Source organism: Methylobacterium ajmalii, assembly GCF_036448855.1.
Lineage (GTDB): Bacteria > Pseudomonadota > Alphaproteobacteria > Rhizobiales > Beijerinckiaceae > Methylobacterium > Methylobacterium ajmalii.
The window spans coordinates 218,193-231,443 of record NZ_JAZFXT010000026.1; the positions used below are offsets into that span (position 1 = coordinate 218,193).

The 13,251-nt window shown below is 73.4% G+C and carries 11 protein-coding genes and 1 riboswitch; of the genes, 1 reads left to right on the plus strand and 10 read right to left on the minus strand.

Annotated elements, in window-relative coordinates; genetic code table 11:
- Positions 1-23 precede the first annotated feature (23 nt).
- Positions 24-122, minus strand: a riboswitch (TPP riboswitch).
- A 49-nt stretch (positions 123-171) separates the two neighbouring features.
- Positions 172-774, minus strand: coding sequence for a TetR/AcrR family transcriptional regulator (locus V3T34_RS12680; RefSeq protein WP_407942699.1), 603 nt, complete (start codon positions 772-774; stop codon positions 172-174).
- A gap of 95 nt (positions 775-869) precedes the next feature.
- Here V3T34_RS12680 and V3T34_RS12685 point away from each other — a divergent pair, with 95 nt between their 5' ends.
- On the plus strand, positions 870-1,280 hold the full coding sequence (locus V3T34_RS12685) for a RidA family protein (protein ID WP_305076466.1): 411 nt from the start codon (positions 870-872) through the stop codon (positions 1,278-1,280).
- Here V3T34_RS12685 and V3T34_RS12690 read toward each other — a convergent pair.
- The 9 genes from V3T34_RS12690 to V3T34_RS12730 form a co-directional block, all read right to left on the minus strand.
- A complete protein-coding gene (locus V3T34_RS12690) occupies positions 1,246-1,998 on the minus strand; it encodes a GntR family transcriptional regulator (RefSeq protein WP_305076465.1) in 753 nt (250 codons plus the stop codon). The genes V3T34_RS12685 and V3T34_RS12690 overlap by 35 nt on opposite strands.
- Positions 1,999-2,587: 589 nt before the next feature.
- On the minus strand, positions 2,588-3,307 hold the full coding sequence (gene fhuF, locus V3T34_RS12695; protein WP_305076464.1) for a siderophore-iron reductase FhuF: 720 nt from the start codon (positions 3,305-3,307) through the stop codon (positions 2,588-2,590).
- Entirely contained in the window at positions 3,304-4,542 is a 1,239-nt protein-coding gene (locus V3T34_RS12700) for an MFS transporter (RefSeq protein ID WP_305076463.1), read from the minus strand. The genes fhuF and V3T34_RS12700 overlap by 4 nt, the downstream gene beginning before the upstream one ends.
- A 662-nt stretch (positions 4,543-5,204) precedes the next feature.
- A complete protein-coding gene (locus V3T34_RS12705; protein WP_305076462.1) occupies positions 5,205-7,208 on the minus strand; it encodes a methyl-accepting chemotaxis protein in 2,004 nt (667 codons plus the stop codon).
- A 215-nt stretch (positions 7,209-7,423) separates the two neighbouring features.
- A complete protein-coding gene (locus V3T34_RS12710) occupies positions 7,424-8,536 on the minus strand; it encodes a TRAP transporter substrate-binding protein (RefSeq protein ID WP_305076461.1) in 1,113 nt (370 codons plus the stop codon).
- 570 nt (positions 8,537-9,106) lie between these two features.
- Complete coding sequence (locus V3T34_RS12715; RefSeq protein WP_060845402.1) at positions 9,107-9,562, minus strand: response regulator; 456 nt, start codon at positions 9,560-9,562, stop codon at positions 9,107-9,109.
- Entirely contained in the window at positions 9,559-10,674 is a 1,116-nt protein-coding gene (locus tag V3T34_RS12720; RefSeq protein WP_060845403.1) for a sensor histidine kinase, read from the minus strand. Before V3T34_RS12720 ends, V3T34_RS12715 begins: the two co-directional genes overlap by 4 nt.
- A gap of 91 nt (positions 10,675-10,765) precedes the next feature.
- Entirely contained in the window at positions 10,766-11,131 is a 366-nt protein-coding gene (locus V3T34_RS12725; RefSeq protein WP_060845404.1) for a hypothetical protein, read from the minus strand.
- Between the two features lie 77 nt (positions 11,132-11,208).
- Positions 11,209-13,176 (minus strand): alpha/beta hydrolase domain-containing protein, encoded by a 1,968-nt coding sequence (locus V3T34_RS12730; RefSeq protein WP_305076460.1) that lies wholly within the window; start codon positions 13,174-13,176, stop codon positions 11,209-11,211.
- Positions 13,177-13,251 lie beyond the last annotated feature (75 nt).

Consider the following 13,251-nt stretch of genomic DNA (forward strand, 5'->3'; position numbering starts at 1 on the left):
ATGGCGGCCGTGCCGGTCCCGCATCCCTCCGCCGGCATGACCCGGATCAGGTTCATAGGGTCACCGCGGCGCCCGGACGGGTCCGGGCCGGCGGAATCTCAGCCTCCTCGCGAGGCTCCCCTGGGAAGGTCGGAGAGTGGGGGGCGGTGGGGCGGGTGTCAAGGAGAGGACTCACACCCGCGCCAGCCCCTCGGCGAGGCGCCGGAAGGCGTCGAGAGCCTTGGCCAGGGTCGCCTCCGGCGCGTCCGACGCCGCGATCCAGAGGGCGGCGTGGAGCGAGGCGCCGTTGAGGAGGCGCGCCGCCGCCTCCGGATCGACGGGCGGGATCGCGCCCTCGGCGACGAGCGCCCGGATGCGGCGCGTCGTCTCGGCCAGGCAGGCATTCTGGCTCGGCCAGGTCGAGGGATCGCCCAGCACCGCCGGCCCGTCGAGGAGCACGATGCGCTGGATCTCCGGCTCCAGCGCCATCTCGATATAGGCGCGGTACTCGTCGAGGAGGCCCTGCCACGGGGTCTCCGCCCGCTCGCCGACGACGGCCAGGCGCGCCGCCATCTCGGCGTCGATCCGGTCGACGACCGCCTGAAGCAGGCCCTTCTTGTCGCCGAAATTGTGATAGAGCGCGCCGCGCGTCAGCCCGGCCGCGGCGGTCAGGTCGTCCATCGAGGACGCCGCGAAACCCTTCGTGGCGAAGGCCTGGCGGGCGGCCTGGATCAGCCTGGCCCGCGTCTCCTCCATCATCTGCGCGCGTCGTCCCGCCACCCGATCCACCTCCATCGGCATACGCCGCGTATGTAATTTGACATACGGCACGTATCCATGCTCAATCGCATACGGCCCGTATACCAAATCGTGGTCCCGAGGAGCAGTCCATGGCGCAGACCCGTTCGACCCGCGACGCGATCGTCCCGCCCGGCCGGCAGGCGCTCTACGACAAGCACCGCTACTCGGCGGCGATCCGCTCCGGCGACTTGCTGTTCGTCTCCGGCCAGGTCGGCAGCCGCGAGGACGGCTCGCCCGAGCCGGATTTCGAGGCGCAGGTCGCCCGCGCCTTCGCGCGGCTCGACGACGTGCTGGATGCGGCGGGCTGCACCTTCGACGACGTTGTCGACGTCACGACCTTCCACACCGACCCGGAGGCGCAGTTCGACGCGGTGATGCGGGTGCGCGACCGGGTGATCGGCGCGCCGCCCTACCCGAACTGGACCGCCGTCGGGGTGACGTGGCTCGCGGGCTTCGCCTTCGAGATCAAGGCGATCGCGCGGATTCCGGCGCGCGGCTGAGGCCCGGGAGGTCGGGGGCCTCGCGCATCGCCGTCCGGCCGCGCTCCAGGATGCGGACGGGGTCCCCGAAATGGGCGTCCATCTCCGCCTCGGTCTCGTCCGGGTGCCCGTCGCCGATGAAGCGGGCCAGGCGCTCGTGCTCCTCGATGAGCGCCCGGTTCTGGCGATAGCCCGCCATCATGAGCCGCAGGCACAGGCGGGTCTCGGCCTGGAGGGTGTCGTAGCTGCGGGACAGGCGCTCGCTGCGCGCCTCCTCGACGATGCGCCGGTGGTAGTGCAGGTCGAGGTCGGCGATCTCGGCCCAGTCGCCGGTGCCGAGGAGAACGGCCATCCGGTCGGTCAGCTCCCTCAGCTCCCGCGCCAGGGCGGTGCGGCGGGGTTCGGTCATCACCCGGCGGATCGCCGCGATCTCGAGGGACTTGCGGGTGAAGTAGATGTCGACGACGTCGTCGTCGGCGAGGTCGAGGACGAAGACCCCGCGATGGGGCTCCGCGCGCAGCAGGCCCTCCTGGACCAGGCGCTGGATCGCCTCGCGCACGGGGCCGCGGCTCACGCCGAACTGGCCCGCGAGCGCCATCTCGTTCAGCTGCCCGCCCGCCGGAAACTGCCCGTCGAGGATGGCCGCCCGGATCTCCGAGGTGAGCTGGCCGGCCAGCGTGCTCCGGACGACGCGGCGCAGGCCCTTCGTCCGATCGGGCGCTTGCGGGGCATTCGACACGATGATGGCTCTTCCGCTCCACGGGGCCCGGGACGGGCGCGATCCGGCTCGCGCCGTAGAGCGCCCCGGCCGGGGGCGATACAGCACGAAGCGGGGGCTCCGTCGAGCGTGCCGGGCGCCTGCGCCCGGTCTCCCGGTGGGAAACCCCGGCGAGGTGTCTCGCGCCGGGATGCGTGCTCCCGGACGGAACATCGGGTGACTCTACGCGACGCCGCCCGCGTCGCCGACCTCGCGTATGGCGCCGAGGGCCGGGTGCCCGCGCTCCCCCTCCGAGAGCCTGTTTAACGTGTGACGACGCAATCGCGAGGGGATTCTCTATCCTACCCTCCCCCTCATCCTGAGGTGCGAACGCAGTGAGCCTCGAAGGAGGGATCCAGTGATCTCGGAGGCTTCTGGAGCCCTCCTTCGAGGTCAGTCGATCACTGATCGACTAACACCTCAGGATGAGGTTACTTATTGGATTAGAGTATATCTATCGGTCGAACAGGCTCTGAAACCGTGCTGCGAGCGAGGGCGGGGATCGTCGCCCTGGATGGCGCGCTTCTGTTGCGACAGTCCTCGCGGCATTGAACGGACCCGTCGGACGGCCTCAGGGCCCGCAGCCGCAGCTCCCGCATCCCTCGGCCGGGCACAGCGCGCCGCAGGACGGCACGCCCGGCAGGCGCTGGCGCAGGCAGCAGGTGCGCCGCCGCCGTCCCCCCGACCGCTCCCCTGGCGCCCCGCACAGGGCCTGGGCGAGGGGATGGAGGCGCGGGCACGGCGTCCCGCACCAGCCGAGGCAGGTCGCGACCTCGGGGCAGGCCATCGTCTCGGGCTCGCCGAGCTCCCGCGCGACGTAGTCGAGGATCACCGCGGCGTTGCCCCAGATCACCCGGGGGGCGATGCCGCATTGCGCCCGGCACAGCTCGACGAAGGGCCGCAGGTGGTCCTCGACCAGGCCGGCGAGCCCGTCGGCACGGCACGGCGCCGGACCGGGCCGGACCAGGAAGCGGGCCGGGCGGCCGGCCGCGTCGAGCTCGAGGTTCGTCGTCGCGAAGGCGAGCGGCAGCGGCCGGCGCAGGCGCACCAGGGCGGTCAGCACCGGGGTCGCGAGCGGCGCGAGGTAGAACTGGCTCCAGTACGAGACCAGCGCCCGCCGGTCGGTCGTGCCGGGCGCGACCCCGAGCCCGGCCTCGAAGGCCGACAGCGTCGCGTCGAACACCGCGGGATCGTGGAGCGCGGTGAGCGGCGTCCCCCCGGTGCCGTCGGCCACGCCCCCGCGATAGGTCTCCAGGGAGGCGGGCACGTGCGGTGCGACCTCGCCGATCATCGGATCCGCTCCCGGTCGGCCCGCAGGGTGCGGGCGATGGTGACGGCGAGCCAGGCGAGGGCCGCGGCGTAGAGCGGCAGCGTGGCGGCGAAGTAGCCCGGCCAGCCGGCCCAGCCGGCGAGCGCCGGGGCGGCGACGCGCAGGGGCATCGCCGCGAAGAAGGCGGCGCCGAACAGGAGCGCGTAGTCGGTGGCCGGCCGCGGCCCCTCCGACCAGCGGTAGATCATGTTGAACACCGGCACCCCGAGGAAGCCGCCGAAGACGAAGTTGAGGATCGTGGCGGCTACCGCCAGCCCCTCGGAGCGCAGGAGGCAGGCCGCCGCCATCAGCCCGCCGGCGGCCAGCACCCCGGCGCCGCCGAGGACGACCAGCCGCACGGTGCCGAAGCGGGCCGCCAGGCCCCCGGCCATCAGCGCCATCACGAGGTTGACCGCCGGCAGGACGGTGCCGGTGAGGAGGCCGACCCGGGTGAGCGGCACCCCGAGATCGAGGAGCGCGAGGGTGTTCGGCCCCCCGATGAGGTAGGCCGCCGCGAAATAGGCGCCGAGCGCCGCGATCCGCCCGGCGAGTGCCCGCAGGCGCGCGAGCGACCCCGCGTGCCGCTCCCGGCTGCCCCCGGCACCCTGCAGCCGCGCTTCCGGGTAGGCGAGGATCGGCAGGAGGCAGAGCGCGTCGAGGAGCGCGCAGGCCAGCACCGCCGCCCGCCAGCCGAGGACGTCGTAGGAGCCGACCAGCACGCCGACCCCGAGGATGCCGCCCAGCGACGCGCCGCAGAGCTTGGCCGAGGCGACGAAGGCCCGCCGCTCCGCCGGCACCGTCTCGACGACGAGGGCCTCCAGGGCGATGTCCATGGTGGCGACGCAGGCGCAGGCTGCGACCGCGAGCGCCAGCAGCGCCCCGAGCGGCCAGTGCTCGCCGAGGCTCAAGGCCGCCAGCAGACCCACCGTGAGCCCTTGCGCCGCCACGATCCAGCCGAGGCGCCGGCCGAGGAACGGCAGCCGCACCCGATCGAGCAGGACCGCCCACAGGAAGGTCAGCCCGACCGGCAGGTTGATGATCTGCAGGAGCCCGACCCCCGCGAGGTCGAGCCCGCGCGCCCGCAGGATCAGCGGCGCCCCGCCCGACAGGAAGCCGAGCGTGGCCCCGAAGGTCACGTACAGGCAGAAGAACGGGGCGAGCGGGCGCAGGGCCGCGAGGGTGCCCCGGGCCTCGCGGACCGCGAGGGAGTGCGTCACCGGAGGACGGCCACGATGCGCGCGGTCCCGGTGCGGCCGTACTTTGGAATCACACTAATTCTTATTTGGTTGCAGTTACTTGCAGCTTACGGGCGTGCGTCCTGCGCCGCAAGGGCGGCCGAACCGGGCGCGGTGCCGCGGACCGGCCGGGGGTGCGGCGCGCCGCATCGAAGGCGGGGCCGGCGCCGTTCGAGCCGCGGACGGTCGGATCCCGGACGGGGCTTTGGCCGAGGTCAGGGAGGCGCTCGTTCTGGGCGATCTTGAAGTCGGAGCGGCCGGCCACCGCCGTGATGAGCGGGGGCCCGACAAGGTGCGCGGTGTGCTCGTGGCCGCTCAGCGTGAGGGCGATGCCGCCCGTGCCGCCGGCGATCGAGTTGGCGCCGGGGCTACCGGCGCCCCGCACGGCGACCGCATAGGGTCATCGTTCGGGTTGCCGCTCGACGACGGGTATCCGCGGGCCGGAGGGCCTGAGAGGACGCGGTCCCCACCCCCGAGGGCGACGCAGGACCCGGGATCGACGGCACCGAGCGGGTGACGGGGCGGACGGGATCGGGCGATCATCGACCCGATGCGATCCGCCGGCATCCGCGCCCGGTCGGCGTGAGCCCGATCCCGGGTGATTCCGGTCCCCCAGGTCCGGGCCCTCCGCGGCATCGGCCGGCTCACGCCGCCTGGATGTTGTCCAGGAAGGTGTCGACCTCCTGCTTGACGGTGAGCGACTGAACGGCGAGCTCGGCGGCCGCCGCGAGCACCTGGGCGGCCGCGCTGCCGGTCTCGCCGGAGGAGGCCAGCACCCGGGCGACATTGGCCGACACGTCCTGGGTTCCGCGCGCCGCCTCGCCGGCATTGCGCGAGATCTCGGTCGTCGCCGCGGTCTGCTGGGTGACCGTCGTGGCGATCGTGCCGGAGATCTCGTTGATCGCGCCGATCGTCGTCCCGATCCGCCGGATCGCTTCCGCCGCCCGGGCGCTCGCGCCCTGGATCGCCGCGATCTGCCCCGAGATCTCCTCGGTCGCCCGAGCGGTCTGGCCGGCCAGCGTCTTCACCTCGGCGGCCACCACGGCGAAGCCGCGGCCGGCTTCCCCGGCCCGGGCGGCCTCGATCGTGGCGTTGAGCGCCAGCAGGTTGGTCTGGCCCGCGATCGACGCGATCGTCGTCACGGCCGCCCCGATCTGGTCCGCGGCCTCGCCCAGCGCCGCCATCGCTCCGCCGGTGGCCTCCGCCTCGTGGGCGGCATGGGCGGCGACCTCGTTGGAGCGCAGCACCTGACGCTCGATCTCCCGGAGGGACGCGACCATCTCCTCGGCGGCGGCCGCGACCGTCTGGACGTTGACGGAGGTCTCCTCCGCCGCGGCGCTCGAGGCGAGGGCCTGCCCGTTGGTGCCGTCGGCGACCTGCGTCATCACCCGGGCCGTCGAGTCGAGCTCGGTCGCGGCGGAGGTCACGATCTCGAGCGACTGAGCGACCTTGCGCTGGAAGTCGCGCACCAGTCCGTCCACGCGATCGGCCCGGCGCTGACGCGCCGATTGCTCGGCGGCGTTCTGGCTCTCGAGCTCGCGGCGGGCCAGCGCGTTGGCCTTGAACACGTCGAGGGCCCGCGCCAGGGCGCCGATCTCGTCCCGGCGCTCGCGGCCCTCGACCGCGACGGCGAGATCTCCGGCGGCGATCGCCTGGACGGAGCGGTCGAGCGTCAGCAGCGGCCGGCTGATCGAACGGCCGAGCCACAGGGCCGCGGCCACGCCGAGGGCGAGGGCGAGCATCGAGACGAGCGCACCCACGGTCTGGCTCTGCGCCACCGCCTGCTGCGCGGACTGGATCTGGCCGTTGCGCGACGCGAGCATCCGGGTGCGCAGGCTCGCCGCTGCCGTGCCGGCCTCGCCGGCCGTCCGGATCCACGTCGCCACGTTCCGGTCGAAGGCCTGGGCGGCGGTCGCGGCGGCGTCGCTCGTCGTCAGCAGCCGCTCGACCGCGGCCGGGAGACCCGACGCCAGCTCCCGTGCCGTCGCCCCGACCGGCGGACCGGCCTTGAGCTCCGCCATGCCGCGCCGGACGCGCTCCTGCTCGGCGGCCAGGATATCGGCCTCTCCGCTATTGGGCCGCTGAGCGTAGCGGCGGGCCGAGGCCGCGAGCGACTGCACGGCCTGCTGGAGCCGCAGGGCGACGTCGCTCGACGGATCGGCGGCGGCGGCCATCTGCGTCGTCAGGGTGTTGGTGAAGTTGGTCAGCCGGGCCGTCGCCGCGGTCAGGCCCCCCAGGCCGGCTTCCCGTTGGCGCGTGCTGGAGACGACCTCGTTGAAGTTCGCCTCGAGGGAGGCGATCTCGCGCTTCAGCGCCGCGGCATCGTCGCCGATCAGCGCCTCGACGCGCTCGAAGCGCTCGCGCAGGGCCTTGTAGGCGCCGCGCGCCGCCACGAGCTCGGCGCCGCCGGGCGCGCGCAGGTAGCGGGTTGCCTGCAGCTCGACATCGGCGACGCCGTTGGCGAATTCGGACAGGGCATCCGATGCCCCGGCCGCCGCCGCGACCTCCGACACGGCACCGCCGAGGCGGTGCAGGCCGAAGCCGTTGAAGGTCGTGATCCCGCACAGGAGCAGAAGGACGAGGCCGAAGCCGAGGTTGATGCGGCTTCCGATGGGCCTGTCGGCCACGCGGGCGAGGAAGGAGGGCATGGCGGGCAATTCCGATGGTCGGAGAGGGTCTGATCGGGCATGGTCCGTCGTACCGGACGGCCACGGTTGGACGCGCAGCGGGGCGCGCCCCCGCCGGGAGAGCGCCGGGCCACCCGGACGGGGGTGGGCTCCGACGACCCCGAGCGCTGCTCTAGGTCTCTGGGCTTGCCGCGTTTTCCATCGACGAACCGGCATCCGGGCCGTCGGAAAACGCTCTAGCTGCGGACGGCGCGAATCGCCTCGAGCAACGGCTTGCCGTATTCCGTCTCGAACTGGGCGTCGGCACCCCGGATGGCCGTGGCGAAAGCGGCACGGTCGACGTCGGCGATCACCGTCATGCCGCGCTTGCCCAGCTCGGCGGTCAGGCGCGCCTCGTTGCGGTCGCCCGTCTCCCGGGCGGCCTGGGTCGCGGCGCGGGCCGCGGCGCGAACCATCGTCCGCTCGTCCTCCGAGAGCAGGTCGTAGGCCTGTCGCGACATGATCAGCATCGCGGCCGAGTAGATGTGGCCGGTCAGGCTGAGATACTGCTGCACCCGATCGAAATTGGCGCCCGCGATGTTGCCGAGGGGGTTCTCCTGGCCCTGGAACTCACCCGCGCTGAGCGCGCCATAGAGATCCGGGAACGCCAGGGGCCGCGCATCGGCGCCGAGCGCCTTGAAGCCCGTGATCATCGCGACGGACTGGGGGACGCGGATCTTCAGGCCGGAGAGATCCTTCGGGGACCGGACGGGCACCGATGCGGTCGTCAGGTGACGCAGGCCGTTCTCGCTCCAGGCGAGGCCGACGAGGCCGCCGGCCTCGACTTCCATGAGGGCCTTCTGACCGACCGGGCCGTCGAGGACCGCCCGCGCGTGGGCGACGTCGCGGAACAGGAAGGGGATGTCGAACACGCCGAGCTTCGGGGCGACAATCGCGAAGCCGACACTCGACACGATGGAGAGTTCCAGGGCGTTCTTCGCCACGTCCTGCGTCGTCTCCAGCTCGCCGCCGGAGACGCCCGCCGGATAGATCTCGACCCGCAGGCGGCCGCCGGACGAGGCCGCGACCCGCTCGGCGAATACCGTGGCGCCCTGACCCGTCTGCGAGGCGAGGGCGTTGGTGATGACGAGCCGCATGACCTTGGCGCGCCCGGTGGCCCGAGCCGGCTTCGGCAGGCCGAGTGTCGACAGGTTTGCGCCGCAGCCGGCGAGGACATGCCTGCGGTTGATCACGTTCAATTTCCCCCAGCGTGGCTTCGGATCTTGTCCGCCGAACCGACACCACTTCACTATCGCAGGGTTAGTTAAAAACATCCGAAGATACAGATTCCGCCATTCGTCGACCTGCACCGGTCAGGGTTTCGCAGATGTCGGAGCTGTTCGGTGCGCCGCCATCGGTCGGGCACGGCCGCGAAACCGCTCGGCAGCGCCTCATGTCGTCTGCTTCGGACATGTCGGGTGCCGACCCGATGGTTCGACACGCAGCCATGACTGATGTCGCAGCGCAATCCTGAATTGAATAAACGCTCGGTCGCGCGCTATTCATGCCATGCGCCGCACAAGTCGCGCCGTCCGGAGTCGTACAGCGCCGCAAGAAGCCGCCCTCGATCGTCGCTCCGGTGACGAAGATTGCGTCGTCCGGGCCGGGACGGCGACCCGCCGCGGCGATCTCGTTCGGCCGTCCGGCGTGCCCACTGGGATGGCGTCGATGATGCGGCGCCGCTGCACCCCGCGCATCGATCTTCGTCGCGTCGACCGAAGCGCCGCGCCCGGCCAGCAGGCGAGCGACGGACGCGCCGATTCCCGGCGCGGACGTCGGGCTGGATCGGCCATCGGGCGACCTGCCGCGCGAGCGCGCCAGCCGCCTCTACAAGACGTGACTTGAGGACGTGACTTGAGGACGGGACTTGCCCCGCGGCGTCACGGCGCCGGATCGGCCCGGAACTGCGACGCCCCGTCCTCGGGCTCCCGGCAGCGGCAGGCCGGGCGGCACTCCGTCGTTGCGGGCTCGGCTGCGCCGCCGACGAGGAGGCCGGCGAGCAGCGCCTCCAGCTCCGCCATCCGGTAGGGCTTCTGCATCACCGGGGCGGCCTGGTAGGCCGGGTCGACGCCCCGGCGGCCGTAGCCGGTGGCGAACAGGAACGGCACGCCGGTCTGGCGCAGCAGGTCGGCGACCGGGTAGCTGCGGGCCTCGCCGAGATTGACGTCGAGCACCGCGAGGTCGAAGGGCTGGGTCCGGGCCTGGGCGAGGGCCTGCTCGAGGCGCATCGCCACCACCACCTCGCAGCCGAGGTCGAGCAGCATGTCCTCGGCCATCATGGCGACGAGGCTCTCGTCCTCCACCAGCAGGACCCGGCAGCCGGGCAGCCCGCTCATCGCGGCGCCCCGCCCGCCGGGTCGCGGCCCTGGACGAGGGCCTGGCCGTCCCAGCCCGGAGGCGTCAGCGGGATCCGCATGCAACAGATGACGCCGCCGGGCGCGTAGGCGATCTCGGCGCTGCCGCCGAATTCCAGCGGCACCTGGCGCTCGACCAGCCGCGAGCCGAAGCCCCGGCGGGCCGGCGGCGCGACCGCGGGGCCTCCGGCCTCGCGCCAGTCGAGATCGAGGCGCTGGCGCCCGTCCTCGCCGGCGGCGAGCGCCCAGCCCATGACGACGCGGCCCTCCGGGACCGACAGGGCCCCGTGCTGCAGGGCGTTGGCGGCCAGCTCGTGCAGCGCCATGCCGAGGCTCACCGCCACCTTCGGGTGCAGGCGGGCGTCGGGCCCGTCGAGCTGCAGCCGGTCGGCGGGCAGCGGGGCGAGCACCCGCTCGATCACGCCGCGCAGGCTGGCGCTCTCCCAGTTGTCCGCCACCAGCACGTCGTGGGCGGTGGAGAGGGCGGAGAGCCGCGCCTCGAACAGGTCGCGGGCCGCCCCCTCGGCGCGGCCGCGGAAGGTCTGCGCGGCGATCGACTGCACGGTGGCGAGCGTGTTCTTCACCCGGTGGTTCAGTTCGTCGATGAGCAGGCGCTGGCGCTCCGCCGCGGCCTTCTCCTCGCTGATGTCGCGCACCTCGATGATGGTGCCGATGACCTGCGCGGCGTCGTCCCGGATCGGGCTCGCGGTGAAGCCGACCGGATAGAAATGGCCGTCGCGGTGGACGAAGACCTCCTCGCCGCGCTCCTGGTTGTTCTCCGGGAAGGCACGGTCGATGGCGCATTCGTGCAGCGGGAAGGGGCGCCCGTCCGGGTAGGTGTGGTGCACGATGTCGTGCAGCGGGCAGTCCCGCGCCAGCACCTCGGTGAGGGTCCAGCCGGTCAGCTGCTCGGCCGCACGGTTCATGTAGATGCAGTGCTGCCGGTCATCCATCAGGAAGATCGACACCGAAGCGTTGTCGAGCACGGCGTTAAGACGCCGCTCGGTCTCGAACAGCTGGTCGCCCCGTCGCAGGGTCGGCAGCGCCGTCGCCGCCGCGGCCGGCGATCGAAGCGGCTGGCGCGCATCCGTCACAAGCCCACCTCTCGTCGCGCCAGCCGAGGACGCCGCGTATCGAATCGGCAAGTAGGGCGGCCGCGGCCCGCGGCAATCCGGCAGCGCCCCCTCATCTGGCATCCCGCAGGCGCGCGCCGGCCTCGCCGTAGCCGAGGACCGCCGCCGCCCGGTTGGCGATGCCCCGGCTCAGGGTCACCCATTCGAGGTCGTTGATCGCCTTCACCAGCCGCTCGCGCTCGGGCGGCTCGACCTCGTCCGAGGCGGTCTCGGCCAGGGTCACGGCGGCGATCAGCACCCGGTCGCGCTCGTCCTCGATGCGCGGATCTCGCTCGACATGGCCGCGCACGTCCTCGTCGAAGCGCTTGACCACCACCCAGGGCAGCGCCGCGGCGCTGCAGCCCTCCGGGTAGGCCCGCGCGATGGCGCGCGCGCCGGCGGCGGCCTCCCGGACGAGTGCGACGAGCTTGGCGGGCATGGCGGCTCCATGTCGGGTTGTGCGAGGCGCCAACCCGCGAGGGGGCGTCCCGGGTCCCTCCCGTCCACCGATTCGCCCTAACGCGCCAGCCGGTCCTCCGCGGCCTCCCGCGCCATCTCGTCGGCATCGGCCGGCAGCAGCGTGCGCTCCGCCGCCATGCGCTCGGCCGCCGCCCGCACGGCCGCCGCGTAGGCGCCCGCCTCCGGGTAGCGCTCCTCGAGCGACGGCCGCGGGTCGTCGGGGGCTCGCGCGGCCTTCGTCGCCGCGAAGGGCAGCACGCCGCCCTTCTGGTTGCACAGGGTCGCGGCGGCGCTGCCGCGGGTCGGGTTCCAGGCGGTGTAGGTCGCCCGCGGCGCCTCGATCAGCGGCAGCCGGATGCCCGCCAGGGTGTTGCCGTCCGGGTCGACCTTCGGCAGCAGAAGCGGGTAGGTGGCACGCACCACCGGCGGGTCGAGGGGGCCGGCCCCGGGCTCGACCCACTGGGCCGGATTGTAGAGGCCGGCATAGGGAAGGCCGGGGATCGGCGGGTAGAGATGGGCCGGGGCGCCGAGCGTGCCGTCGGCCCGCGAGGGGTAGCGGCTTTCCGGCGGCGCCACCCCGTCGGCGATCCAGGATTCGAGGGCGACGAGGAGCGCCCGCGACGCCGCCCCGGCATGGACCGGGCTCACCGGCAGGGCGCAGCCCGGATCGCTCGCGGTCTTGGCGTCGGGGGCGGCGAAGTGCGGCGCGCCGGTGACCATGTAGACCCGGACCTCCGGCGGCTGGGCGAGGTCGGCGCCGCGCGTGTCGGTGGTCACCAGCGCCCCGCGGGAGCCCCACAGCTCGTACTCGCTGTCGACATGCATCAGGCGCGGGCAGGTGCTGGTGATCCGGCAGCGCAGGAACAGGCCGTCGCGCTTGCCCGTCAGCGCGTCGGTCGTCGTCGCGTAGGCGAAGGGGAACTGGTCGGCCGGGTAGTAGCGGTCGAGATGCGGCCCGGGATTGCGGCCGGGCTGGGCGAAGCGGGCATTGGTGAAGCTGCGCCGGCTGCCGGCGATGTGCGGCATCATCCCGTCGAACACCATCCGGCCGTGCTCGTCCTCGTTCATGCCGAGGTAGAGCAGGTCGCGCAGCACCCGGCCCGATTGCGAGATGCCGAAGCCGACCGCCCGGTCGACGGTGCTGCGCCCGTCCGTTGCGAGCGGGTTCCGGTCGCTCGCGTCGTGGCGCAGGAAGGTCGCGACGTCGCGGATCGCCGCGAGGCCGAGGCCCGTCACCGCCGGGTCGCGGGCGGTGTAGATCAGCTCGTAGAGGGCGCTGGCGTCGAAGCCCTCGGGCCGGGTGATCGCGATGCGCGTCGGGCCGACGAACCGGAACGACAGGCCGGGGGGCGTCGCGCGCGGATCCTCGGGCCGCGCCCGCACGGTGAGGCGCGCCTTCGACGGGTCGAGGTCGGCGGCCGGCCAGGTCAGCGGCGCCTCGACCGGGGAGGTCGTGTTCTCGAAGCTCCACTCCTCGCGGGACGGCCCGGTGACCCCGGCCAGCACCGGCAGGCGGATGCCCATGGGAGCGCCCGCCTCGCCGTTCCCCGGCGCGATGTCGCCCTGCCAGCCGATCCAGGCCAGGGTGTAGCCCCGCGACAGCAGGAAGCCCCGGCCGGCATCCTCCGGCCGTTCCAGTCGGCCCGACGCCTCGGTCGAGGTGCCCTCGACCAGCGGGCCGATCAGCTTGCGGCCGCGATTGGGGATCTCGACGAGGAGCAGTCCGTTCGGCCGCTCGGGCCGCAGCAGCACCACGTCGGCGGTCGCCTCGACCTTGCCGTCCGGGTTGCGGGGCGCGAGCGCGATGTCGGCGATGACCGCGTTGCGCGGGTCGGCGGGATCGAGCGCGATGGTCGCCCGCCCGGTGATCTTCCGGGCCTGGCCGCGCTCGCCGAAGGCGCGGCCCTGGAAGGCCGGCGCCTCGGTCGCGACGGTCTCGAATCGCGTCACCTCCGCGGCGGCCGGGCCGGCGGCGAGGCCGCCCCCGAGAAGCGCCACGGTCGCGGCGCGCTTGATCCCCGTCATCACGGTCTCCCCCTCGCGGCGCCTCGTCCCGGGCGTCTGCCCGGCGAGCGTAGCGGCGGGACGCGCCGCTGTGAA

Bases quoted from the DNA above. Each gene is read 5' to 3' on its own strand.
- V3T34_RS12730 (WP_305076460.1), bottom strand. From the start codon at position 13,176: ATGACGGGGATCAAGCGCGCCGCGACCGTGGCGCTTCTCGGGGGCGGC.
- fhuF (WP_305076464.1), bottom strand. From the start codon at position 3,307: ATGATCGGCGAGGTCGCACCGCACGTGCCCGCCTCCCTGGAGACCTAT.
- V3T34_RS12725 (WP_060845404.1), bottom strand. From the start codon at position 11,131: ATGCCCGCCAAGCTCGTCGCACTCGTCCGGGAGGCCGCCGCCGGCGCG.
- V3T34_RS12685 (WP_305076466.1), top strand. From the start codon at position 870: ATGGCGCAGACCCGTTCGACCCGCGACGCGATCGTCCCGCCCGGCCGG.
- V3T34_RS12715 (WP_060845402.1), bottom strand. From the start codon at position 9,562: ATGAGCGGGCTGCCCGGCTGCCGGGTCCTGCTGGTGGAGGACGAGAGC.
- V3T34_RS12680 (WP_407942699.1), bottom strand. From the start codon at position 774: ATGGAGGTGGATCGGGTGGCGGGACGACGCGCGCAGATGATGGAGGAG.
- V3T34_RS12705 (WP_305076462.1), bottom strand. From the start codon at position 7,208: ATGCCCTCCTTCCTCGCCCGCGTGGCCGACAGGCCCATCGGAAGCCGC.